Source organism: Chromobacterium sp. FG89, assembly GCF_057808735.1.
This window is the reverse complement of the sequence record NZ_JBMDIQ010000008.1, coordinates 62,186-85,138: the sequence shown is the minus strand read 5'-3', so window position 1 is coordinate 85,138 and position 22,953 is coordinate 62,186. Positions and strand designations below refer to the sequence as shown.

The following is a 22,953-nucleotide window of genomic DNA, read 5'->3' as shown; positions in this document are numbered from 1 at the left end:
ATAGTGGCGGAAAGTGGGGCGAAGTGGGTGAAAGTGGGGCATTTGTCCCAGGGGGCGACGGCCCCTTAGGTTTATTCGGTCAGCGGGCTCGAAATCATGATTGGTGGCGTCAGCATCTTGTCTCTCGATAGCAAGGGGCGTTTGGCTATTCCGGCTAAACACCGCGAGACACTGCTGTCCGCTTTCGGGCACAAATTGATCGTCACCCTCGAGTCCCAAGACCACTTGCTGATCTACCCCGAACCCAACTGGCGTCCGGTCGAAGCCCGCCTGCTAGCCCTTCCCACCGGCAATCCCACTCTGAAACGTTATCAGCGCCTCGTGCTCGGCCACGCGGAAACGCTGGAAATGGACAGCGCCGGACGCATTCTGCTGCCCGCGCGCCTGCGCGATCTCACCGGACTCGACAAAGACGTCGCGCTGGTGGGCATGGGCAACCGCTTCGAGCTGTGGAATGCCGAGGAATGGGACAACCAGACCGCTGACGCCCTGGCCATCGATCAAACCGATCTGGCCCAACACCTTGGAGACTTTACGCTGTGAGCACCACCCCTTTCGTGCACCTGACGGTGCTCTTGACCGAAGCGGTCGACGCGCTCGCCATCCGGCCGGATGGCGTCTACGTCGATTGCACTTTCGGTCGAGGTGGCCACAGCCGCTTGATCCTGTCGCGACTGGGGCCGCAAGGCCGCCTGATCGCCTTCGACAAGGATCCCGAAGCCATCGCCGTGGCCACGCGGCTGGCGGAGGAAGACCCGCGCTTTCAGATCGTGCACAACGGTTTTGAAACGCTGGGGCAGGAATTGGACCGCCTGGGCGTGCCCCAGGTGGACGGCGTGTTGATGGATCTGGGCGTGTCCTCGCCGCAGATCGACGACGGACGGCGCGGTTTCAGCTTCCGTTTCGACGCGCCCTTGGACATGCGTATGGATACCACCCGCGGCATCACCGCGGCCGAATGGTTGGCGACGGCAGACGAGGCCGATATCAGAGAGGTCATCAAGACTTATGGTGAAGAGCGGTTTGCTCGCAAGATCGCAGCAGCCATTGTTGCGCAAAGGGCTGACGCCCCCCTCCAGACCACGCGTGAGCTCGCCGTGCTCGTTGGGCAAAACGTCCGTACTCGGGAACCGGGTCAGGACCCCGCAACGCGTACCTTCCAAGCGATCCGGATCTTTGTGAACCGCGAGCTGGACGAACTCAAGGCGGTGCTGCCGCAGGCGGCGCGCCGCCTGGCGGAAAACGGCCGCCTGGCGGTGATCAGCTTTCATTCGCTGGAAGACCGCATCGTCAAGCAATACCTGCGCGACGCCAGCAGCGAGGAAAAGCTGCCGGCGTGGGCGATGGTGCGCGCGTCCGATATGGCCCAGCCGCCGCTGTCCACCGTGGGCAAGCCGGTGCGCGCCGGCGATGAGGAGGTGCGCGCCAACGCGCGCTCCCGCAGCGCCATTATGCGCGTGGCCGAGCGCACCGCCGCGCCGTGGCGGGAGATCGACGCATGAACAAGCTCAACGCGATACTGCTGGTCATCGTGGTGCTGTCCGCCTGGTCGGTGGTCACCTCGACCCACGTGTCGCGCAAGCTCTACAGCGATTTGCAGAAGGAACGCAAATCCGCCCAGCAGCTGGAGATCGAGTTTGGCCAGCTGCAGCTGGAGCAGAGCACCTGGGGCGCGCACGCGGTGATTGAGAAAGCCGCGTCCAGCCGCCTCGACATGCATATCCCGGACCCGCGCCAGACCCAGGTGATCTCGCCTGGGAAGGGGATGTGATGCGCACTTACTCCCCTCGCCACCAGCAACGCATCCCGGACGCCAGCCCCGCGCTGCGCATGAAGCCGGGCCGTGTGCGCTTTGTGCTGCTGATGCTGGCGCTGCTGTTCCTGGCCTTGATCGGCCGCGCGGTCTATCTGCAAGTGGTGCAGCAGGACTTCCTGCAGAACCAGGGCGAGGCGCGTTTCCGCCGCGCGCTGACGCTGGAGGCCAACCGCGGCGTGATCACGGACCGCAACGGCGAACCGCTGGCGATCAGTTCGCCGGTGCAGACCATCTGGGCCAGCCCGGCGGACATGGAGCCGGTGCCGCCGGCCAAGCTGCGCGAACTGGCGGCGATGCTGGATCTGTCGCCGGAGGAGCTGTCGGCCAAACTGTCCGACCGCAAGAAGGAATTCGTCTACGTCAAACGCCAGATCAGCCCGGAGCTGGCCGACAAGGTGATGGCGCTGGGCGTGCCCGGCATCGCCAAACAGCAGGAATTTCGCCGTTTCTACCCGGCCGGGGAAATCGTGTCCCACATCATCGGTTTCACCGGCGTGGACGGCAAGGGCCAGGAAGGCGTGGAGCTGGCGCGCGAGAAAATGCTGGCCGGCAAGGACGGCCGCCGCGTGGTGCTGAAGGACCGCCGCGGCCACATCATCGAAGACGTCGCCGCCATCGAGCCGCCGCGCGACGGCCAGAAGCTGGCGCTGGCGGTGGATCACCGCATCCAATACCTGGCTTACCGCGAGCTCAAGGCCGCGGTGGAGCTGAACAAGGCCAAGGCCGGCAGCGTGGTGGTGGTGGATGCCCACACCGGCGAGTTGCTGGCGCTGGCCAATTACCCCTCGTTCAACCCCAACAACCGCAGCGGCGTGACGCCGGAAATGATGCGCAACCGCGGGGTGATCGATCTGTTCGAGCCGGGCTCGACGATGAAGCCGCTGTCCATCTCGCTGGCGTTGGAAAACGGCAAGGCCGGACTCAACACGGTGCTGGACACCCATACCTACATGATAGGCCCGGCCACCATCCGCGACGTGGCGCCGCGCCCCAGCTTGGACATTCTCGGCATCATCCAGAAATCGTCCAACGTCGGCACCAGCAAGCTGGCACTGATGAGCTCGCCGGAACAATCGTGGAAGCATTACGACGCGCTGGGTTTTGGCCGCGCGCCGGAAACCGGCTTCCCCGGCGAAGCTGGCGGCCGGCTGCGCGACTGGCACAACTGGCGGCCCATCGAGCAGGCGACGATGTCCTTCGGCTACGGCATCTCGGTCAGCCTGATCCAGATGGCGCGCGCCTACACCGTGTTCGCCAACGACGGCGTGATGCTGCCGATCTCGCTGTACAAGACCGCCACCCCGATGCCGGGCAAGCGGGTGCTGAGCGAAAAGACCGCGCACGAGATGCGCGATCTGCTGATCGCCAACAGCCAGCCGGGCGGCGGTGCCGTCGGCGGCCGCATCATCGGCTACAGCGTGGGCGGCAAGAGCGGCACCGCGCGCAAGCTGGAAGGCCGCGCCTATGTGGCCAACAAGCACCGTGCGCTGTTCATGGGCTTCGCGCCGGGCAAAGCGCCGCGCGTGATCGTGTCGGTGATGATAGACGAGCCCTCCGCGGGCAAATATTACGGCGGCGCGGTGGCTGCGCCGGTGTTCTCGCAGATCGCCGGCGGCGCGCTGCGGGTGCTGAACGTGCAGCCGGACGAGCCCTCCAACAACACTTTATTGCCGGAATCCACCCCGGTGCCGGTGGATTTTTGATCAGATCATGAAAAGCCGTTTGACCCCCATGCCGGACTGGAATCCGGCCGACATCAAACAATTGGGACTGCCCGTCAAACGGGTGGAGACCGACAGCCGGCGCGTGCTGCCCGGCGACGTGTTCCTGGCGTGCCCCGGCTTGCATTCCGACGGCCGTGACTACATCCAGGCCGCGCTGGCGAAAGGCGCGGCCGCGGTGTTGTGGGACGACGCCGGCGGCTTCGCCTGGAACCCGCTGTGGCAGGCGCCCAATCTGCCGGTGCCGCATCTGCGCGACCGCATCGGCATGCTGGCGGCCGAGGTTTACGGCTACCCCAGCCGCGCGCTGCGCGTGATCGGCATCACCGGGACCAACGGCAAGACCTCGATTTCCCACTGGCTGGCGCAGGCTTTCTCGCTGCTGGGCCAGAAGGCGGCGCTGATCGGCACCGTCGGCAACGGCTTTTACGGCGAGCTGACCGAAACCACCCACACCACGCCGGACCCGGTGACCATCCAGCAAAAGCTGGCCGAATACCGCCGCCAGGGCGCGCATGTGGTGACCATGGAAGTGTCCAGCCACAGCCTGGATCAAAGCCGCGTCAACGGCGTGGACTTCGCCACCGCGGTGCTGACCAACCTGACCCGCGACCACCTGGACTACCACGGCTCGATGGAAGCCTACGGCGAATCCAAGAAGAAGCTGTTCTTCTGGGAAGGCCTGAAGCACGCGGTGATCAACGCCGACGATGAATTCGGCCGCCAGCTGGCCGCCGAAATCGACCCGGCTGAGACTCAGGTGGTGACTTACGGCCTGGAGCAGGGTGATGTGCGTCCGCTGGCGCTGGCCGCCACGCTGGACGGCCTGCAACTGACGGTGACCACGCCCTGGGGCGTCGCCGATGTGCGCACCGGCCTGGTGGGCCGCTTCAACGCCGCCAATCTGCTGGCCTGTCTGGCCACGCTGTGCGTCAACGGCGTCAGCCTGCGCGACGCCGCCGCGGTGATGGCGCGCATCCAGCCGGCGCGCGGCCGCATGCAGAGCGTGGGCGGCGCGCACGAGCCGCTGGTAGTGATCGACTACGCCCACACGCCGGACGCGCTGGAAAAAGCCTTGTCCACGCTGGCCGAGATCCGCCCGGAAGGCGGCCGCCTGTTTTGCGTGTTCGGCTGCGGCGGCGACCGCGATCCGGGCAAGCGCCCGATGATGGGCGCCATCGCCGAGAACATCGCCGACGTGGCGGTGCTGACCAGCGACAATCCGCGCACCGAAGACCCGCAAGCCATTCTGCGCGACGTGCTCGCCGGCATGGACGCCGCGCGCACCCACGTCGAGGCGGACCGCGAAGCCGCCATCCACTGGGCGGTGAGCCAGGCGCGCGCCGGCGACGTGGTGCTGGTGGCCGGCAAGGGGCATGAGGAATACCAGGACATCGCCGGCGTCAAGCGGCCGTTCTCCGACTTCCGCGTGGCGGAAGAAGCGCTGACCGCCTGGGGAGAGCGCGCATGATGACGCTGCTGCAGGCCGCCGAACTGGCCCGGGGCGCTTTGAGCGGCCCGGACGGCGACATCCTGCGCGTGGTGACCGACAGCCGCGAGGCCGGCCCCGGCGATCTGTTCGTCGCGCTGAAGGGCGAACGCTTCGACGCCCACGATTTCGTCGCCGAGGTGACGGCCAAGGGCGCGGCCGCGCTGGTGCGCGCGGATTTCGAGCTGTCCGGCGCCAGCCTGATCCGCGTGGACGACACCCTCCTGGCCCTGGGCCGGCTGGCCTCCGGCTGGGCGCAACGCCAGCCGGCGCTGCGCATCGGCGTCACCGGCTCCAACGGCAAGACCACGGTCAAGGAAATGCTGGCCGCCATTCTGCGCCAATATGCAGGCGCGGACGCGGTGCTGGCCACCGCCGGCAACTTCAACAACGACATCGGCCTGCCGCTGACCCTGCTGCGGCTGACGCCGGCGCATCGCTACGCGGTGCTGGAGATGGGCATGAACCATCACGGCGAGCTCCGCTATCTGACCGGCCTGGCCCGGCCGCGCATCGCGCTGGTCAACAACGCGATGCGCGCCCACTTCGGTTATTTCGGCACCACCGAGGAAGTGGCGCGCGCCAAGGCGGAAATCTTCGAAGGCCTGGACGCCGACGGCGCGGCGGTGCTGAACGCCGACGACGCCAATCTGGCCTTGTTCCGCCGCGCGGCGGACGGCCGCCGCCAGATCGCCTTCGGCCTGGGCGCCGAAGCCGACGTCCGCGCCGTCGACATCGAACTGAGCGCCTTGAGCAGCCGCTTCACGCTGCGTTGCGCCGACGGCGAACGGCGGATCGAATTGCCGACGCCGGGCGAACACAATGTGCGCAACGCGCTGGCCGCGGCCAGCCTGGCCTTGGCCGCCGGCGTGCCGCTGGACGACATCGCCGCCGGCCTGGCGGCCTTCGGCGGCGCCAAGGGCCGTTTGCAGCTCAAGCAAAGCCCGCGCGGTCTGAGCGTGATCGACGACAGCTACAACGCCAACCCGGATTCGATGAAGGCCGGGATCGACGTGCTGGTTCGCCTGCCGGCACCGCGCTGCTTTGTGATGGGCGACATCGGCGAACTGGGCGAAGCCGCCGACGCGCTGCACGCGGAAGTGGGCGAGTACGCGCGGACGCGCGACGTGGACCTGCTGCTGACCTTGGGCGAGGTTTCGCGCCACGCCGCCGCCGCCTGCGGCGCGCGCGGCAAACATTTTGATTCGATTGACGAGTTGTACGAGTTTCTCGACCGGCAGTTGCCGTCGGGTGCCTCCGTTCTGGTCAAGGGGTCGCGCTTCATGCGCATGGAACGGGTGGTGGAACACCTGATGCAACAATTTAGAGAGGAACAATAACGTGCTGCTCTGGCTGGCTGAACTGCTGGGCTCCCACATCCGGGCCTTCAACGTCTTCAACTACATCACGCTGCGCGCGGTGATGGCGGCGCTGACCGCGCTGGCGATCTCCCTGCTGCTGGGGCCGTGGGTGATCCGCAAGCTGACCGAACTCAAAGTGGGCCAGGCGGTGCGCAACGACGGCCCGCAAACCCATCTGGTCAAGGCCGGCACGCCGACCATGGGCGGCTCGCTGATCCTGCTGGCCATCGGCCTGACCACGCTGCTGTGGGCGGACTTGTCCAATAAATACGTGTGGCTGCTGCTGGCTGTGATGTTCGGCACCGGCGCGCTGGGCTTTTACGACGACTGGCGCAAGGTGGTGTACAAGGACCCGAAAGGCGTGTCCGCCAAGTTCAAGATGGCCTGGCAGTCCGCCATCGCCATCGGCGCCGGCGTGTTCCTGATCGCCACCGCCAAGCTGCCGGCGTCCACCGAGCTGATCGTGCCCTTCGTCAAGACCATCTCCTATCCGCTGGGCGCGATTGGTTTTTGCATCCTGACCTATTTCGTCATCGTCGGCACCTCCAACGCGGTGAACCTGACCGACGGCCTGGACGGCCTGGCGGCCCTGCCCACCGTGATGGTGGCGGCCGGGCTGTCCATCTTCGCCTATGTCGCCGGCCACGCGGTGTTTTCCAAATACCTGGGCCTGCCCTTCATTCCCGGCGCCCACGAGGTGGTGGTGTTCTGCGCGGCGATGTGCGGCGCTTGCTTGGGATTTTTATGGTTCAACGCCTATCCGGCCCAGGTGTTCATGGGCGACGTCGGCGCGCTGGCGCTGGGCGCGGCGCTGGGCACCGTGGCGGTGATCGTGCGTCAGGAAATCGTGCTCTTGATCATGGGCGGCCTGTTCGTGGTGGAAGCGCTGTCGGTGATGATCCAGGTGGCTTCGTTCAAGCTCACCGGCAAGCGGGTGTTCCGCATGGCGCCGCTGCATCACCACTATGAGTTGAAGGGCTGGAAGGAAACGCAAGTGGTGGTGCGTTTCTGGATCATCACCATGATGCTGGTGTTGGCCGGCCTGTCCACCATCAAGCTGCGTTGAGGAAGACTATGGACTACGCGAATCGTCACGTCGTGGTGGTGGGCTTGGGAGGCTCGGGCCTGGCGGCCGCGCGCTACCTGGCCGCGCACGGCGCGCGCGTGAGCGTGGCCGACGCCAAGCCGTCGGCCGAGCGCGTGGCCGAGCTGCGCGCCTTCCTGCCGCAGGCGGAAGTGCGCGCCGGCGATTTCAGCGCCCAGACCTTCGCCGACGCCGACTTGCTGGTGCTGAGCCCGGGCGTGCCGCTGAAACACCCGGCCGTCGCCGCCTACCGCCAAGCCGGCGGCGAGGTGATCGGCGATATCGAAGTGCTGGCGCGCGCGATCCGCGGCGACGGCAGCAAGGTGATCGCCATTACCGGTTCCAACGGCAAGAGCACGGTCACCAGCCTGGCGGGCCATCTGTGCGCCGCCGCCGGCCTGGACGCGGTGGTGGCCGGCAATATCGGCCTGGCGGTGCTGGAAGCGCAGCTGGAACGCGAGCAAAGCGGCAAGCGCCCAGACGTGTGGGTGCTGGAGCTGTCCAGTTTTCAACTGGAATCCACATTTACGCTGGAGGCCGATGCCGCCACGGTGCTGAATATTTCCGAGGACCACCTGGACCGTTACGACGATCTGCTGGACTACGCCCACACCAAGACCCGGGTGTTCCACGGCGCCGGCGTCCAGGTGCTGAACCGCGACGACGCGCTGGTGCGCGCGATGGTTCGCCCCGGCCGCGCGGTCAAATGGTTCTCGCTGACAGAGGATGCCGGATACGCGTTGCGGCAGGATGACGGCCGCTACTGGCTGAGCCTGGACGGCGAGCGGGCCTTCGATTGCGCCGAGATGCGTTTGCAAGGCCTGCACAACGCCGCCAACGCGCTGGCCGCGCTGGCCTTGTGCGAAGCCGTGGGCGCACCGCGCGCCGCGCTGCTGCAAGGACTGAAAACCTTCCATGGTTTGGAACATCGCGTCGAGCTGGTAGACGAAATCGCCTCGGTTGCGTTTATCGATGATTCCAAGGGCACCAATGTCGGCGCCACCGAGGCGGCGCTGAACGGCATGACCCGTCCGGTGGTGTTGATCGCCGGCGGCGACGGCAAGGGCCAGGACTTCGCGCCGCTGGCGCCGGCCTGCCGCCGCATCGCCCGCGCCGTGCTGTTGATCGGCCGCGACGCCGGCAAGATCCGCGCCGCGCTGTCCGCCACCGGCTTGCCCTTGCACGACTGCGAGACGCTGGAAGAAGCCACCCGCCGCGCGGCGGAACTGGCGCAGCCGGGCGACGTGGTGTTGCTGTCGCCGGCCTGCGCCAGTCTGGACATGTTCCGCAACTACGCGCATCGCGCCCAGGTGTTCATCGACGCCGTGCGCGAGTGGAAGGCGCGGCAAGCGGAGGCGACGCGGCCATGATCGTGCACGGAGCCCGGCGTTACGCCGCCATCAAGCCGTTCGACGAGGCGCTGTCCTGGGCGCTGGCCCTGCTGTTGTCGATCAGCCTGGTGATGGTGTACTCGGCGTCCATCGCCTACGCCGAGGCCGACGCGGCCACGCACAACCGCTACTTCTACCTGATCCGTCACATGATCTTCATGACGATCGGGCTGAGCGCGGCCTATATCGCCTTCCAGATTCCAACGGCGTTCTGGCAGAAGTACTCCGGCAAGATTTTCCTGATCGGACTGGTCTTGCTGGTGCTGGTGCTGATTCCCGGCATCGGCAAGATGGTCAACGGCTCGCGGCGCTGGATCAACCTGATCGTGCTGAACCTGCAGCCGTCTGAGGTGATGAAGTTCGCCACCGTGTTGTACGCGGCGGATTACACCGTGCGCAAGAGCCATTTGCTGCACAGCTTGAAGGAAGGCTTCGCGCCGATGTTCGCCGCCATGGTGGTGGTGGCCTTCCTGCTGCTGCGCGAGCCGGACTTCGGCGCGCTGATGGTGGTGATGAGCATCGCGATGGGCGTGCTCTTCCTCGGCGGCATCAATATGCGCATCTTCAGCGGGCTGGCGGTGATGGCGGTGGGCGCCATCGTGGTGTTGATCATTTCCTCGCCGTACCGGCTGAAGCGGGTGCTGGGCTTCATGGACCCGTGGGACGACCCGTACGGCAAGGGCTACCAGCTGTCGCACTCCTTGATCGCCATCGGTCGCGGCGAGTGGTTCGGCGTCGGTCTGGGCGGCAGCATAGAGAAATTGTTTTACCTGCCGGAGGCGCACACCGACTTCATCATGGCGGTGATTTCGGAAGAGTTCGGCTTTGCCGGCATCTGCGTGGTGGTCGGTCTGTACGCCTGGATCGTGCGCCGCGCCTTTCACATCGGCGTGGAGTCGAAAAAGCTGGAGCGTTACTACCAGTCGCTGGTGGCGCAGGGTCTGGGCATCTGGCTCGGCATCCAGGTGTTTTTCAACATCGGGGTGAATATGGGTCTGCTGCCGACCAAGGGTTTGACCTTGCCGCTGATGTCTTTCGGCGGCTCGGCGATGTTGATGAATTTGATCGCGGTGGCGGTGCTGCTGCGGGTTGATTATGAAAACCGCCGCATCATGCGCGGCTACAAAGTGTAGCCGCGCATGAGCAGCGCTGTCAGGCGCCTTAGGGCGTAAGCCCGTAGGGTGGCGGTTTCTGCGAGTCCGAAGGGCGAAGCAAAAACCGGCGCATGATGTGCGGCAACGAGAGTTAACGGAACGGATAGAGATGGCGAATCGCACGGTCATGGTGATGGCGGCTGGCACGGGTGGACACATCGTCCCCGGCCTCGCCGTGGCCAAGGAATTGCAAAGCCGGGGCTGGAAGGTGGTGTGGCTGGGCACTCGGCGCGGCATGGAGAACAAGCTGGTGCCGCCGACCGGCATTCCGCTGGAGCGGCTGAATTTCCACGGCGTGCGCGGCAAGGGCCTGCTGGGCTCGCTCAAGGGCGCGCTGCAGCTGGCCGGCGCTTTCTTCAGCAGCGCGGCGCAGATTTTCCGTCACCGCCCGGACGTGGTGCTGGGCATGGGCGGTTACGTCTGCCTGCCCGGCGGCGTGATGGCGGGCCTGCTGTGGAAACCGCTGGTCCTGGTCAACGCCGACGCCGGCCTGTTGTTGAGCAATAAGGCCTTGCTGCCCTTCGCCAAGAAACTGGCTTGCGGTTTCGACGGCGACGCGGCGCGCAACGGCAAGGCGCTGGTCACCGGCAATCCGGTGCGTGGCGAGATCGAGGGCATCGCCGCGCCGGCGGAGCGCTTCGCCGGCCGCAGCGGCCCGCTGAAGGTCTTGGTGGTGGGCGGCAGCCTGGGCGCCAAGGTATTGAATGAAACGCTGCCGCAGGCGATGGCCAAGCTGCCGGCCGACAAGCGGCCGCGACTGACGCATCAGACCGGCGAGGCGAATTTCGGCGCGGTCGAGGCCGCGTATCAGGCCGCGGGCCTGCGGGAGCAAGTGGAACTGCTGCCCTTCGTCGACGATATGCCGCAGCGCCTGGCCGAGTGCGACCTGGTGATCTGCCGCGCCGGCGCGATCACGGTCAGCGAATTGTGCGCGGCCGGCGTGCCCAGCGTGCTGGTGCCGCTGGTGGTGTCCACCACCGGCCATCAGCGCGACAACGCCGAGTGGATGGCGCAGGCCGGCGCGGCCTGGCATCTGCCGCAGAAAGAATTGAACGCCGACGGGCTTGCGGGCCTGCTGGCGGGTTTGGATAGAGAGCAGTTGCTGGACAAGGCCGAACGCGCGCGCGCGCTGGCGCGTTCCGGCGCGGCCGGCCGGGTGGCCGACCTGTGCCAGCAGCTGGCCCGGGAATGACAGAGCGTCATACGAGCGCTCAAGCAGAGACACAGACATGAAACACAGGGTCAAACACATACATTTCGTCGGCATCGGCGGCGTGGGCATGTGCGGCATCGCCGAGGTGCTGCACGGCCTGGGCTTTACCGTGTCCGGCTCCGACATGGCGGAAAGCGCCACCAGCAAGCGGCTGATCGATCAGGGCATCCGCGTGTTCTACGGCCACGACGCCACCTATATGCACGGCGCCGACGTGGTGGTGACCTCCACCGCGGTCAAGGCCGACAATCCGGAAGTGCTGGAAGCGCGCGCCAACAAGATCCCGGTGATCCCGCGCGCGCTGATGCTGGCGGAACTGATGCGCTTCAAGCAGGGCATCGCCATCGCCGGCACCCACGGCAAGACCACCACCACCAGCCTGACCGCTTCGGTGCTGGGCGCGGCCGGCCTGGACCCCACCTTCGTCATCGGCGGCAAGCTGACCGCGGCCGGCACCAATGCGCGCCTGGGCTCCGGCGAGTTCCTGGTGGCCGAGGCCGACGAATCGGACGCCTCCTTCCTGCATCTGACTCCGGTGATGGCGGTGGTGACCAATATCGACGCCGACCACATGGACACCTACGACCACAGCTTCGACAAGCTCAAGCAGGCTTTCGTCGACTTCCTGCAGCGGCTGCCGTTCTACGGCCGCGCGGTGCTGTGCGTGGATGACCCCAATGTGCGCGAGATCCGCGGCCGCATCACCAAGCCGGTGACCACCTACGGTCTGGACGACTCCGCCGACATCTACGCCGAGAACGTGCGCGCCGCCGCCGGCCAGATGCATTTCGACGTGGTGGTGAAGAACGGCAAGGAAGTGCGCTTCCCGGTGGTGCTGAACATGCCGGGCCGCCACAACGTGCTCAACGCGCTGTCCGCCATCGCCATCGGCCTGGAGTGCGGCGCCAGCGTGGAAGCGATCCAGCAAGGCCTGGCCGAGTTCGCCGGCGTCGGCCGCCGCTTCCAGCGTTACGGCGAAGTGCCGGCCAAGGATGGCGGCAGCTTCACCCTGGTGGACGATTACGGCCATCACCCGGTGGAAATGGCCGCCACGCTGGCCGCGGTGCGCGGCGCCTTCCCGGACAAGCGTCTGGTGCTGGCCTTCCAGCCGCACCGCTACACCCGCACTCGGGACCTGTTTGAAGACTTCGTCAAAGTGCTGTCCAGCGTGGACGCCTTGCTGCTGTCCGAAGTCTACGCCGCCGGCGAAGCGCCCATCGTGGCCGCCGACGGCCGCGCCTTGGCGCGCGCGGTGCGGGTGCAGGGCAAGGTGGAGCCGGTGTTCGTCGAGGACATCGCCGAGATGCAGCAGACCATTTTCGATCAAGCTCGCGACGGCGACGTGGTGGTGACCATGGGCGCGGGCTCCATCGGCGCGGTGCCGGCCAAAGTGGCGGCGGGCGCGTGATGATGAATGACAAGGACAAGGCAATGAAGCAGTACGGCAAGGTGGCGGTGATGATGGGCGGCAGTTCCTCCGAGCGCGAAGTGTCGCTGATGAGCGGCGCCGGCGTGCTCAAAGCCCTGCAATCCCGTGGCGTGGACGCTTACAAGTTCGATCCGTCGGAACAGCCGCTGAGCGCGCTGAAGGACGAGGGTTTCGACCGCGTGTTCAACATCCTGCATGGGCCCTTCGGCGAAGACGGCACCCTGCAGGGCGTGCTGGAAAGCATGGGCCTGCCGTATACCGGTTGCGGCGTGATGGCGTCGGCGATCTGCATGGACAAATGGCGCACCAAGCTGCTGTGGCAGGGCGCCGGCCTGCCGATCCCGGCCTTCGAACTGCTGGACGAGAACAGCGACTTCGCCGCGGTGGAAGCCAAGCTGGGCCTGCCCATCTTCGTCAAGCCGGCCACCGAGGGCTCCAGCATCGGCGTGACCAAGGTCAAGCAGCCGGGCGAACTGAAGGCGGCGTTTGAAGAGGCGCGCAAATACGACAGCATCGTGATCGCCGAGCGTTTCATCGGCGGCGGCGAATACACCTGCGCGGTGATCGGCGACACGGCGTATCCGACCATCAAGATCGAACCGGCGACCGAGTTTTACGACTACGACGCCAAGTATTTCCGCGACGACACCGTCTACCGTTGCCCGTCCGGCCTGAGCGAAGACGTGGAGACGCGCGCGCGCGAACTGTCGCTGGCGGCTTTCCGCGTATTGGGCGGCCGCGGCTGGGGCCGGGTGGATTTCCTGATGGACGAAGCCGGCGGCATTTACCTGTTGGAAGCCAACACCAATCCGGGCATGACCAGCCACAGCCTGGTGCCGATGGCGGCGCGGGCGATGGGCATCAGTTACGAGGATTTGTGCCTCAAGGTGCTGGATATGGTGCATGTGGGATAACCATCGGCTGCTTAGAGGCCTGGCCAATCTGATGCTGGCCGCCGCAGCGCTGATGTTGCTGTATGCAGGAGGGTTCTGGTTGACGCACGCTCCGGTGTTTCCGGTGAAGAAGATCCAGATTCGCGGCGACATGAAACGCGTGACGCCGGAACAGCTGAAGTTCATTGCCGAGCATGAGCTGTCCGGCACCTTCTTCACGCTGGACATCGACAAGACGCGGGCGGCCTTCGGCAAATTGCCGTGGGTGCGGGATGCCCAGGTGCGGCGGCGCTGGCCGGACGCGCTGGACATTTCGGTGGAAGAGCATGTGGCGCTTGCGCGCTGGGGAGAGAACGGCCTGGTCAATACCCGAGGAGAGCGGTTCGACGCCGCCAGCGACCAGGACCTGCCGGTGTTTTACGGGCCGGCGGGGGCAGAGAAGGACATGAGCGAAATGCTGGGAGGGCTGCGGCAGGATCTGGCCCCGGCGGGCGTCAAGCCGGCGGCGCTGTGGCTGTCCAGCCGCCGCGCCTGGAAAGTGGGGCTGGACAACCAGGTGCAGCTGGAGCTGGGACGCAACGACGTGAGTCCGCGCGCCCGCCGCTTCGCCCAGTACTGGAAGAGCAAATTGGCGGCGTTGCCGTATCACGTGGAATACGTGGATATGCGCTACCCGAATGGATTCGCCGTGCGGATGCCCGATTACAAGGCGCCGCCGGCCAAGGGAAACAAGTAATTAGCAGTTGGAGCGACAGGTGAGCAAACCAAAGGAAAGCAAGAACATGCTGGTTGGCCTCGACATCGGCACATCCAAGATCGTGGCGATCGTCGCAGAAGTCCTGGAGGACGGCCAACTCAATATCGTCGGCATGGGCCACACCCCGTCGCGCGGTTTGAAGCGCGGCATGGTGGTGAACATCGAATCCACGGTGCAGGCCATCCAGCGCGCGCTGGAAGAGGCGGAACTGATGGCCGACTGCAAGATTCACGAAGTGTTCGCCGGCATCGCCGGCAGCCACATCAAGAGCGTGAACTCGCACGGCATGGTGGCGATCAAGGATCGCGAAGTCACCAAGATGGACATCGACCGCGTGATTGAAACCGCGCGCGCGGTGACCATCCCGCCGGACCATCAGGTGCTGCACATCCTGACCCAGGAATACAGCATCGACGGTCAGGAAGGCGTGCGCGAACCGCTGGGCATGAGCGGCGTGCGGCTGGAAGCCAAGGTGCACATTGTCACCGGCGCGGTGTCCGCCGCCCAGAACGTGACCAAGTGCGTGCGCCGCTGCGGTCTGGAAGTGTCCGACCTGGTGCTGCAACCGATGGCCTCCGCCATCGCGGTGCTGTCGGAAGACGAAAAAGATCTGGGCGTGTGCCTGATCGACATCGGCGGCGGCACCACCGATATCGCGGTCTACGCCAACGGCGCGATCCGCCACACCGCGGTGATTCCGATCGCCGGCGATCAGATCACCAACGACATCGCCATGGCCTTGCGCACCCCGACCAAGGAAGCCGAGGACATCAAGATCCAGCACGCGGTGGCGCTGGTGGCGATGGCGGACCCGAGCCAGATGATAGAAGTACCGGGCGTGGGCGAGCGCGGGCCGCGGCAGATGTCGCGCGCCACGCTGGCCGAAGTGGTGGAGCCGCGGGTGGAAGAGTTGTTCCAGCTGGTGCAGCAGGAACTGCGCCGCAGCGGCTTCGAGGATTTGCTGTCCTCCGGCATCGTGCTGACCGGCGGCGCCAGCCTGATGCCCGGCATGGTGGAGCTGGCGGAAGAAGTGTTCCACATGCCGGTGCGCGTCGGCGTGCCCAAGTATGTGGGCGGCCTGGCGGAAGTGGTGAAGACCCCGCGCTTCTCCACCGGCGTCGGCCTGCTGTTGTACGGCAAGGATCAGATTCAAACGCATGCCGGCCCCAAGGTGGAGACGGCGGGTGTGGGCCAGATGTTCACGCGCATGAAGGCGTGGTTCGCTGGCAATTTCTAAGCGCTACGCGGCCGGCGCACTCGCTGGCCACGATAGCGATCGGGCAGATGTATATGAAGTCGGTAGCTCATCTTTATTGAGGAGAGGAAAATGAGCGGAATGGTCTTTGAAGTTATGCAAGAAACCGCCAATGTGGCGATCATCAAAGTCATCGGCGTCGGCGGCGGCGGTTGCAACGCCATCGACAATATGATCGACGGCAATGTGCACGGCGTGGAGTTCATCTGCGCCAACACCGACGCTCAGTCGCTGCTGCGCAACAAATCGCCGCAGAAGCTGCAGCTGGGCAACAATCTGACCCGCGGCCTGGGCGCGGGCGCCAATCCGGAAGTGGGCCGCAGCGCGGCGCTGGAAGACCGCGAACGCATCGCCGAGATGCTGCGCGGCTCCAATATGGTGTTCGTCACCGCCGGCATGGGCGGCGGCACCGGCACCGGCGCGGCGCCCGTGGTGGCCGAAGTGGCCAAGGAAATGGGCATCCTGACCGTGGGCGTGGTCACCCGGCCGTTCGAGCACGAAGGCAAGCGCATGAAAGTGGCGCAGAACGGCATCGAGGATCTGAAAAAGCACGTCGATTCGCTGATCGTGATCCCCAATGAAAAACTGATGGAAGTGCTGGGCGACGACGTGACCATGCGCGAAGCCTTCCGCGCCGCCGACGACGTGCTCAAGGGCGCGGTGGCCGGCATCGCCGAGGTGATCACTTGCCCGGGCCTGATCAACGTCGACTTTGCCGACGTGCGCACCGTGATGAGCGAAATGGGCCTGGCGATGATGGGCTCCGCCTACGCCTCCGGCATCGACCGCGCTCGCGTGGCCGCCGAACAGGCCGTGGCCAGCCCGTTGCTGGACAACATCACGCTGGAAGGCGCGCGCGGCGTGCTGGTCAACATCTCCACCGCGCCGGGTTGCCTGAAGATGAGCGAGTATCGCGAAATCATGGGCATCGTGCGCCAGTACGCGGACGAAGACGCGCAGATCAAGTTCGGCACCGCCGAAGTGGAAGACATGCCGGAAGACACCATCCGCGTGACCTTGATCGCCACCGGCCTGGGTCAGAAGAAGACCGCGCGCAATACCGAGGAGCGTCCGGAATACATCAAGATCGTCAAGACCGGCACCGACGACCGCGCGGTGGAAGTGGTCAGCTACGACGACTTCGACACCCCGGCCATCATGCGCCAGGGCCGTCGCCGCGCCGCGCCGTCCATGGACTTCTCCAACCCGGAAGTGAGCGAAAGCTACGACATCCCGGCCTTCCTGCGCAAGCAGGCGGACTGAGGCGGAGCCGCTATAGAAGAAAGCTATTTAATACTGCAAATCAATCAATAAAGTGCGGTTTTTGACTGTGCTAGAATCGGGCATTCCCATTCGTTCGAGAAGCCCGACATGATATTGCAGCGCACGCTGAAACAAGCGATAAGCGCCACGGGTGTGGGTTTGCACTCCGGCGAGCGGGTGAAGCTCACCCTGCTGCCGGCCGCGCCCGACACCGGGATCGTCTTTCGCCGCACCGACTTGCCCGAGCCGGTGACGGTGAAAGTGGATCCATCGCTCGTCAACGACACGCGACTCTCCTCCACGCTGGTGACAGACACCGGCGTGCGTGTCGGCACGATCGAGCATTTGATGTCGGCCCTGGCGGGCTTTGGCATCGACAACCTCGTGATTGAGGTCACGGCGGCGGAGATCCCCATCATGGACGGATCCGCCGCCCCTTTCATTTACCTGTTGCAGACCGCGGGCGTGGTCGAGCAGCACGCCAAGAAGCGCTTCATCCGCGTCACCCAGACGGTGGCCGTGGAAGAGCGCGGCGTGTGGGTGAAGCTGGAGCCGCACGAGGGCTTCAAGGTCACGCTGTCCATCGACTTCAACCATCCGGCCTTCAATCTGGCGCCGCAGACGGTGGCGGTGGATTTCGCGCGTCATTCCTATACCGACGAGATCAGCCGCGCGCGCACCTTCGGCTTCATGCACGAGGTGGAGTACATGCGCAACCATGGCCTGGGCCGCGGCGGCAGCCTGGATAACGCCATCGTCATCGACGACGAATACGTGCTGAATCCGGAAGGCCTGCGTTTCCCGGACGAATTCGTTCGCCACAAAATCCTGGACGCCATCGGCGACCTCTACATCATCGGCCACCCGTTGATCGCCGCCTTTTCCGGCCACAAATCCGGCCACGCGATGAACAACAAGCTGTTGCGCAAGCTGCTGGAGACGCCGGAAGCCTGGGAATACGTCAGCTACGACGACCCGCTGGACGCGCCGTCCAGCTTCCACCGGCTGCCGGAGGTGGCCTAGCGGTGTTTGGTTTCTGGCGCCTGTGGCTGCTCGTCACCATCCTGCTGCTGGGCTGGGCAGGCGTCTGTTACCTATTGACCCGCAATCCGCTCTACCTGCGCTATCTCGGCCGCATCGCCCGCTGGAGCGGCGGCCTGGTAGTGCTGGTCAGCGCCTTCTGGCTGATTTACCGGCTGCTGTCCTAAGAGCCTGTTCAAGGTCTTGCGAGCAAGGGCGAGACAAGGCGAAAACGAGCGAAAAAGCGGAATGTACGAGTGGTACATGAGCATTTTGAGCTGGTTTTTAACGCCGTATCGCTGAAGCGCAGCAGACTTCGAACAGGTTCTAAGCGGGCCGGAGGAGTAATGAACCCATGTCAAAATTGACTCATTTCGACGCCGGCGGCCAGGCCCATATGGTCGACGTCGGCGCCAAGGCGCACAGCCGCCGCCGCGCGGTGGCCGAAGGCCGCATCCACATGTTGCCCGCCACCTTCGCGCTGGTGAAGGACGGCGGCCATAAAAAAGGCGATGTGCTCGGCATCGCCCGCATCGCCGCCATCATGGCGTCCAAGAAGGCCGCGGACCTGATTCCGCTCTGCCACCCGATCGCGCTGACCCGGGTGGCGGTGGACTTCGAACTGCTGGAGGCCGACAACGCCGTGCGCATCGAGGTCACCGCCGAATGCAGCGGCCAGACCGGGGTGGAGATGGAGGCGCTGACCGCGGCCAACGTCGGCCTGCTGACCATTTACGATATGTGCAAGGCGGTGGACCGCGGCATGGTCATCGACGGCGTGCGGCTGCTGGAGAAAGAGGGCGGCAAGAGCGGGCATTGGCGGGTGGAAGGCTGATCCTGCTCGGTTTTGCAAGCCGCGTCATGCGTCGTTACAAGCTTTGCTGCGTGCCGGCCCGCGACGCTTGACGCCCCCGCTCGGCGGGCTTGTCCCGCCAATAGCCGGCCAAGAGCGAGCCGGAAATATTGTGCCAGACCGAGAACAGCGCGCCGGGCAAGGCCGCGAGCGGGCTGAAGTAGGCCTTGCCCAGCTGGGCGGCCAGGCCGGAGTTCTGCATGCCCACCTCGATCGCCAGCGTGCGGCACACCGATTCGTCGAAGCCCAGCAAGCGTCCTCCCCAATACCCGCCCAACAGGCCGATGGCGTTGTGCAGCATCACCGCCAGAATGGTCAGCCCGCCCACCGCGGCGATATGGTTCTTGCTGCCGGCGACGATGGCGGCGATCAGCGCGACGATGGCCAGCATCGACAACAGCGGCAGCAAGGGCTCCAGCCGGCGGACCTGGGGCGCGAAGAAGCGATGGGCCAGCAGGCCCAGTCCTATCGGCAGGATGACGATCTGCAGAATGCTCAGCAGCATCGCCGCCACTTCCACCTTGATCGCCGCGTCCACGTACAGCCGGGTCAGCAGTGGCGTGGCCGCCACGCCGACCAGCGTTGACAGCGAGGAAATGGTGACCGACAGCGCCACGTCGCCGCGCGATAGATAGATGATCACATTGGACGCGGTGCCGCTGGCGACGCTGCCCACCAGAATCATGCCGATGGCCAGCTGCGGCGGCATCTGGAACAGCCGCGCCAGCGCCCAGGCCGCCAGCGGCATTACCAGATAGTGCAGACCCAGGCCGGCCAGCACCGGCGCCGGCCGGCTCAGCACCCGTTTGAAATCGTCCAGCGTCAGCGTCAGCCCCATCGCGAACATGATCACCGCCAGCAGCAGACCGGTATGCGGCAGCAGCGGGGTGAACGCCGCCGGCCGCTGGTAAGCGACGGCGGACAGCAGCAAGGCCCATAGCGGGAACAGACGGGTGATTGTGGCGTGCACGGCGACTCCTGGCGGCGGACGATGCGCCCATCATAGGCGATGCGCCCCGGTGTCTGGCAAGCTCGCGCGCGAGCATGGCTGATCCAGCGTCAGCCGTCGGCTGCGCAATCGTCTTTTGCCAGCGGCGGCGCGGCGCGGTTTAATCGGGTCTTCGATTCCATGGAGCGCGCGATGCAAGCGACGATTGCCGGCAAGACCGTGGCCGACTGGCAGGCCAGCCACCCCTTATTGACGCCCATGATGGCCTTGCAGCCTTTGAGCTGGTTCAACCCCGCGCTGGCGCTGGCGGCGGAAGCGCTGGCCGACGTGGGCCTGAGCCGGGCCGACGTCGCGGACGCCGATGCGCGCTTGCGCCGCTTCGCGCCCTATCTGGCGCGGGTGTTTCCGGACGCGGCCGCCAGCGGCGGCATCATCGAATCGCCGCTGCTGCCGCTGCCGGCGATGCGCGCGGCCTTATGGGCCGAGGCCGGGTTGGCGGACGGCGGCGGCCTGTGGCTGAAGGCGGACAATCTGCTGCCGATTTCCGGCTCCATCAAGGCGCGCGGCGGCATTTACGAGGTATTGAAGCACGCGGAAAGCTTGGCGCTGAGTCATGGCTTGCTGCGGGAGGGGGACGACTACGCCGGACTGGACAGCGCCGAGGCGCGGGCCTTCTTCGGCGGCTACCGGGTGGCGGTGGGCTCCACCGGCAACCTGGGCCTGTCCATCGGCATCATCAGCGCCAAGCTGGGCTTCCAGGCCAGCGTGCATATGTCGGCGGACGCGCGGCAGTGGAAGAAGGACTTGCTGCGCAGCCATGGGGTCGAGGTGGTCGAGTATCCGTCCGATTACAGCGTGGCGGTGGCCGAAGGCCGCAAACAGGCGGCGTCCGATCCGCGCTGTCATTTCGTCGACGACGAGAATTCAGTCAATCTATTCCTTGGTTACGCGGTGGCGGCGGAGCGTCTGCGCGGCCAATTGGCGGAGCAGGGCGTCCTGGTGGACGCCGAACACCCGCTGCTGGTGTATCTGCCCTGCGGTGTCGGCGGCGGGCCGGGCGGGGTCGCTTTCGGCCTCAAGCTGGCTTTCGGCGACGCCGTGCATTGCCTGTTCGCCGAACCCACCCACGCGCCCTGCATGCTGCTGGGCGTTTACACCGGGCTGCATGATGAGGTGGCGGTGCAGGATTTCGGCATCGACAATCTGACCGCCGCCGACGGCCTGGCGGTGGGCCGTCCGTCCGGCTTTGTCGGGCGCGCGATGCAGCGGCTGATAGACGGCTATTACACGGTGGACGATGGCGAGCTCTACCGCTTGCTGGCCATGCTGGAGCGCGAGCAGGGGCTGCGATTGGAGCCGTCGGCGCTGGCCGGCATGCCGGGGCCGCTGTGGGTGTTGAGCGAGACCCAAGGCTATCGCCAGCGGACGGGCTTGAGCCCGGAGCGGCTGTCGCGCGCCAGCCATCTGGTGTGGGGCACCGGCGGCGGCATGGTGCCGCCGGCGGAAATGGACGCCTATCTGGCGGAAGGCCGGCGGCGGCTGTCGGCGTGAACGATGCTGGCGATATGCTGAATCTTCCCCCGCGCGCCGGTGTCCGGCTGGACGGCGCGCAATGGTCCAATCTGCACACCTTCGCGGCGGCGGCGCGGCATCTGAGCTTCGCCCGCGCCGCCGAGGAACTGTGCCTGAGCGCCAGCGCGGTCAGCCATCGCATCGCCCGGCTGGAACGGGCGCTGGGCACTCGCCTGTTCCTGCGGCTGACCCGCAGCCTGAGGCTGAGCGAGGACGGCGAACGCATCTATCAGGCCTGGCTGGCCGGTCAGGCTCAGCTGGAGGCGGCGCTGAATCCACAGGACGACGCCGAGCCGGCCGGCGCGGTGGCCTTGTATGCGCGGCCCTCGTTGGCGCAATGCTGGCTGGCGCCGCGGCTGGCGGATTTCGCCGCGCGCTATCCGCGCATTGCGCTGGACATCCGCAGCGGCAACGAGATGGTGGACTTCCGCGCCTGGAATATAGACCTGGCGCTGTATTACTCGGCCGGCGAGTTTCCCGGCCTGGACGCGCAGCGTCTGATGGACGAGCAGGTGGCGCCGGTGTGCAGCCCGGAGTACGCGGAGCGGCACGGCCTGCGCGACAATCCGGCGGCCCTGGCCGCATGCCGGCTGCTGCACGACGCCCAGGCCTGGGAACGGGCGGCTCACGACGCCGAATGGCGGGAGTGGGCGCGGCGGCAGAACGTGGCCTTGCCGCCGCGGGGCATCAGCTTCGACCGTTCCGACCTATGCGCGCAGGCGGCCGCGCATCACGCCGGCGTGGCGCTGGGTCGGCGTCGTTTGGTGCAGCGGCAGCTGGAACGCGGCGAACTGATGCTGCCGCTGGGGCCGTTTCAACCGCTGGGGCCGCAGGCTTATTACCTGGTGCGCGCGCCGCAAGCGCCGTCGCCGCGGGTGTGGGCGGTGATGGACTGGCTGCGGGCTTGCGCGGCGGATTAGGCGTCCTTCCCCTTTTCGCGCCCGCCCTCTCGCGCGCCTTCCCGGCGGCGTGCTAGTCTGCTTCAGTTCAATGTCATGTCTGCCGCGGGAGGCGCTTGATGATCACCCTGTATCAGTTCGGCCCAGCCATGGGCTTGGTGGACCCCAGCCCCTTCGTGATGAAGGCGGACCTGCTGCTGAAGCTGTCGGGCCTGTCCTACCGCCGCGTGCGCGGCGATATGCGTAAGGCGCCCAAGGGCAAGCTGCCTTATATCGACGACGACGGCCAGATCGTGGCGGACTCCACGCTGATCCGCCTGCATCTGGCGGACAAGCACGGCCTCACGCTGGATGCCGGTCTCAGCGAGGCGCAGAAGGCGCTGGCCTGGAGCGTGGACTGCATGCTGGGCGATCATTTCTACTGGGGCATCGTGCATGAACGCTGGATGGTGGACGAACACTTCGCGCGCGGGCCCAGCGCGTTTTTCAAAGGCGTGCCGGCCTTGCTGCGCGGCTTGGTGACGACGCTGGTGCGGCGCAAGGTGCGCGCCAATCTATGGGGGCAGGGCATGGGCCGTTTCAGCGCGGCGGAGCGCCTGCGGCTGCTGGAGGCGGACGTGGCGGCGCTGTCAGCCTTGTTGGGCGAGCAGCGTTATTTCATGGGCGAGACCGCCACCTGGATAGACGCCAGCGTTTACGCCTTCGTCAGCGGCGCCTTGACCGATGCGATGGGGGAAACCCCGTCGCGGGCGCTGGTGGCGGCGCGGCTGAATCTGGCGGCCTACGCGGAAAGACTGAGGGCCGAGTTTTACAGTGGATAGGCCGGCTGGGTCC

22 protein-coding genes are annotated in these 22,953 nt (G+C 66.1%); 21 read left to right on the top strand and 1 reads right to left on the bottom strand.

The annotated features are described in order from the left end of the window. Positions 1–96: 96 nt before the first annotated feature. The 18 genes from mraZ (at position 97) to moaC (ending at position 18,681) form a co-directional block, all read left to right on the top strand. Positions 97–543, top strand: coding sequence for a division/cell wall cluster transcriptional repressor MraZ (gene mraZ / locus ACODRW_RS10110; protein ID WP_107797812.1), 447 nt, complete (start codon positions 97–99; stop codon positions 541–543). Continuing rightward, a complete protein-coding gene (rsmH, locus tag ACODRW_RS10105; protein WP_107797813.1) occupies positions 540–1,502 on the top strand; it encodes a 16S rRNA (cytosine(1402)-N(4))-methyltransferase RsmH in 963 nt (320 codons plus the stop codon). The genes mraZ and rsmH overlap by 4 nt, the downstream gene beginning before the upstream one ends. Next, the gene (gene ftsL / locus ACODRW_RS10100; RefSeq protein WP_107797814.1) at positions 1,499–1,771 is read left to right on the top strand and encodes a cell division protein FtsL; all 273 of its coding nucleotides are present in this window, start codon (positions 1,499–1,501) and stop codon (positions 1,769–1,771) included. The genes rsmH and ftsL overlap by 4 nt, the downstream gene beginning before the upstream one ends. Next, a complete protein-coding gene (locus tag ACODRW_RS10095; RefSeq protein ID WP_107797815.1) occupies positions 1,771–3,519 on the top strand; it encodes a peptidoglycan D,D-transpeptidase FtsI family protein in 1,749 nt (582 codons plus the stop codon). Before ftsL ends, ACODRW_RS10095 begins: the two co-directional genes overlap by 1 nt. A 7-nt stretch (positions 3,520–3,526) precedes the next feature. After that, a complete protein-coding gene (locus ACODRW_RS10090; protein WP_107797816.1) occupies positions 3,527–5,008 on the top strand; it encodes a UDP-N-acetylmuramoyl-L-alanyl-D-glutamate--2,6-diaminopimelate ligase in 1,482 nt (493 codons plus the stop codon). Then, a complete protein-coding gene (locus ACODRW_RS10085; RefSeq protein ID WP_488905664.1) occupies positions 5,005–6,366 on the top strand; it encodes a UDP-N-acetylmuramoyl-tripeptide--D-alanyl-D-alanine ligase in 1,362 nt (453 codons plus the stop codon). The genes ACODRW_RS10090 and ACODRW_RS10085 overlap by 4 nt, the downstream gene beginning before the upstream one ends. Before the next feature lies 1 nt (position 6,367). Further along, the gene (gene mraY, locus ACODRW_RS10080) at positions 6,368–7,453 is read left to right on the top strand and encodes a phospho-N-acetylmuramoyl-pentapeptide-transferase (protein WP_107797818.1); all 1,086 of its coding nucleotides are present in this window, start codon (positions 6,368–6,370) and stop codon (positions 7,451–7,453) included. 8 nt (positions 7,454–7,461) lie between these two features. Continuing rightward, positions 7,462–8,841: a UDP-N-acetylmuramoyl-L-alanine--D-glutamate ligase gene (gene murD, locus ACODRW_RS10075; protein WP_227106469.1), complete on the top strand. Its 1,380-nt coding sequence runs from the start codon at positions 7,462–7,464 to the stop codon at positions 8,839–8,841. Next, positions 8,838–9,995: a putative lipid II flippase FtsW gene (ftsW, locus tag ACODRW_RS10070; protein WP_019102074.1), complete on the top strand. Its 1,158-nt coding sequence runs from the start codon at positions 8,838–8,840 to the stop codon at positions 9,993–9,995. Before murD ends, ftsW begins: the two co-directional genes overlap by 4 nt. A gap of 130 nt (positions 9,996–10,125) precedes the next feature. Then, the gene (murG, locus tag ACODRW_RS10065; protein ID WP_107797820.1) at positions 10,126–11,208 is read left to right on the top strand and encodes an undecaprenyldiphospho-muramoylpentapeptide beta-N-acetylglucosaminyltransferase; all 1,083 of its coding nucleotides are present in this window, start codon (positions 10,126–10,128) and stop codon (positions 11,206–11,208) included. A 37-nt stretch (positions 11,209–11,245) separates the two neighbouring features. Then, positions 11,246–12,637, top strand: coding sequence for a UDP-N-acetylmuramate--L-alanine ligase (murC, locus tag ACODRW_RS10060; RefSeq protein ID WP_488905663.1), 1,392 nt, complete (start codon positions 11,246–11,248; stop codon positions 12,635–12,637). Positions 12,638–12,660: 23 nt separating this feature from the next. Beyond that, positions 12,661–13,572, top strand: coding sequence for a D-alanine--D-alanine ligase (locus ACODRW_RS10055; protein WP_235089845.1), 912 nt, complete (start codon positions 12,661–12,663; stop codon positions 13,570–13,572). Continuing rightward, complete coding sequence (locus ACODRW_RS10050; protein ID WP_019102324.1) at positions 13,562–14,287, top strand: cell division protein FtsQ/DivIB; 726 nt, start codon at positions 13,562–13,564, stop codon at positions 14,285–14,287. The genes ACODRW_RS10055 and ACODRW_RS10050 overlap by 11 nt, the downstream gene beginning before the upstream one ends. Positions 14,288–14,333: 46 nt before the next feature. After that, positions 14,334–15,545 carry a cell division protein FtsA gene (ftsA, locus tag ACODRW_RS10045; RefSeq protein ID WP_197081372.1) on the top strand — a complete coding sequence of 404 codons (1,212 nt, stop codon included), beginning with the start codon at positions 14,334–14,336 and terminating at the stop codon, positions 15,543–15,545. Positions 15,546–15,635: 90 nt separating this feature from the next. Then, positions 15,636–16,826 (top strand): cell division protein FtsZ, encoded by a 1,191-nt coding sequence (gene ftsZ / locus ACODRW_RS10040; protein WP_039755403.1) that lies wholly within the window; start codon positions 15,636–15,638, stop codon positions 16,824–16,826. A gap of 111 nt (positions 16,827–16,937) precedes the next feature. After that, positions 16,938–17,849, top strand: coding sequence for a UDP-3-O-acyl-N-acetylglucosamine deacetylase (gene lpxC, locus ACODRW_RS10035; protein ID WP_199225982.1), 912 nt, complete (start codon positions 16,938–16,940; stop codon positions 17,847–17,849). 2 nt (positions 17,850–17,851) lie between these two features. Further along, positions 17,852–18,034 carry a hypothetical protein gene (locus tag ACODRW_RS10030; protein WP_019102328.1) on the top strand — a complete coding sequence of 61 codons (183 nt, stop codon included), beginning with the start codon at positions 17,852–17,854 and terminating at the stop codon, positions 18,032–18,034. A gap of 167 nt (positions 18,035–18,201) precedes the next feature. Next, positions 18,202–18,681, top strand: coding sequence for a cyclic pyranopterin monophosphate synthase MoaC (moaC, locus tag ACODRW_RS10025; RefSeq protein WP_486636388.1), 480 nt, complete (start codon positions 18,202–18,204; stop codon positions 18,679–18,681). Positions 18,682–18,715: 34 nt separating this feature from the next. On the opposite strand, the gene panS is transcribed toward moaC, so the two are convergent. Continuing rightward, positions 18,716–19,669 carry a ketopantoate/pantoate/pantothenate transporter PanS gene (gene panS / locus ACODRW_RS10020; RefSeq protein ID WP_488905662.1) on the bottom strand — a complete coding sequence of 318 codons (954 nt, stop codon included), beginning with the start codon at positions 19,667–19,669 and terminating at the stop codon, positions 18,716–18,718. A 171-nt stretch (positions 19,670–19,840) separates the two neighbouring features. Between panS and dsdA the strand changes: the two genes are divergently transcribed. From dsdA to ACODRW_RS10005, 3 genes are all read left to right on the top strand, one after another. Then, positions 19,841–21,199: a D-serine ammonia-lyase gene (gene dsdA / locus ACODRW_RS10015; protein WP_488905661.1), complete on the top strand. Its 1,359-nt coding sequence runs from the start codon at positions 19,841–19,843 to the stop codon at positions 21,197–21,199. Positions 21,200–21,213: 14 nt separating this feature from the next. Next, positions 21,214–22,140, top strand: a complete 927-nt coding sequence (gene dsdC, locus ACODRW_RS10010; RefSeq protein ID WP_488905660.1) for a DNA-binding transcriptional regulator DsdC — start codon at positions 21,214–21,216, stop codon at positions 22,138–22,140. A 98-nt stretch (positions 22,141–22,238) separates the two neighbouring features. Continuing rightward, entirely contained in the window at positions 22,239–22,940 is a 702-nt protein-coding gene (locus tag ACODRW_RS10005; RefSeq protein WP_488905659.1) for a glutathione S-transferase family protein, read from the top strand. Positions 22,941–22,953 lie beyond the last annotated feature (13 nt).

Coding starts and splice junctions, on each gene's coding strand:
- mraZ (WP_107797812.1), top strand. CDS start 97: ATGATTGGTGGCGTCAGCATCTTGTCTCTCGATAGCAAGGGGCGTTTG.
- ftsL (WP_107797814.1), top strand. CDS start 1,499: ATGAACAAGCTCAACGCGATACTGCTGGTCATCGTGGTGCTGTCCGCC.
- ACODRW_RS10095 (WP_107797815.1), top strand. CDS start 1,771: ATGCGCACTTACTCCCCTCGCCACCAGCAACGCATCCCGGACGCCAGC.
- ACODRW_RS10090 (WP_107797816.1), top strand. CDS start 3,527: ATGAAAAGCCGTTTGACCCCCATGCCGGACTGGAATCCGGCCGACATC.
- ACODRW_RS10085 (WP_488905664.1), top strand. CDS start 5,005: ATGATGACGCTGCTGCAGGCCGCCGAACTGGCCCGGGGCGCTTTGAGC.
- murD (WP_227106469.1), top strand. CDS start 7,462: ATGGACTACGCGAATCGTCACGTCGTGGTGGTGGGCTTGGGAGGCTCG.
- ftsW (WP_019102074.1), top strand. CDS start 8,838: ATGATCGTGCACGGAGCCCGGCGTTACGCCGCCATCAAGCCGTTCGAC.
- murG (WP_107797820.1), top strand. CDS start 10,126: ATGGCGAATCGCACGGTCATGGTGATGGCGGCTGGCACGGGTGGACAC.
- murC (WP_488905663.1), top strand. CDS start 11,246: ATGAAACACAGGGTCAAACACATACATTTCGTCGGCATCGGCGGCGTG.
- ACODRW_RS10055 (WP_235089845.1), top strand. CDS start 12,661: ATGAAGCAGTACGGCAAGGTGGCGGTGATGATGGGCGGCAGTTCCTCC.
- ACODRW_RS10050 (WP_019102324.1), top strand. CDS start 13,562: ATGTGGGATAACCATCGGCTGCTTAGAGGCCTGGCCAATCTGATGCTG.
- ftsA (WP_197081372.1), top strand. CDS start 14,334: ATGCTGGTTGGCCTCGACATCGGCACATCCAAGATCGTGGCGATCGTC.
- ftsZ (WP_039755403.1), top strand. CDS start 15,636: ATGAGCGGAATGGTCTTTGAAGTTATGCAAGAAACCGCCAATGTGGCG.
- moaC (WP_486636388.1), top strand. CDS start 18,202: ATGTCAAAATTGACTCATTTCGACGCCGGCGGCCAGGCCCATATGGTC.
- dsdA (WP_488905661.1), top strand. CDS start 19,841: ATGCAAGCGACGATTGCCGGCAAGACCGTGGCCGACTGGCAGGCCAGC.
- dsdC (WP_488905660.1), top strand. CDS start 21,214: ATGCTGAATCTTCCCCCGCGCGCCGGTGTCCGGCTGGACGGCGCGCAA.
- ACODRW_RS10005 (WP_488905659.1), top strand. CDS start 22,239: ATGATCACCCTGTATCAGTTCGGCCCAGCCATGGGCTTGGTGGACCCC.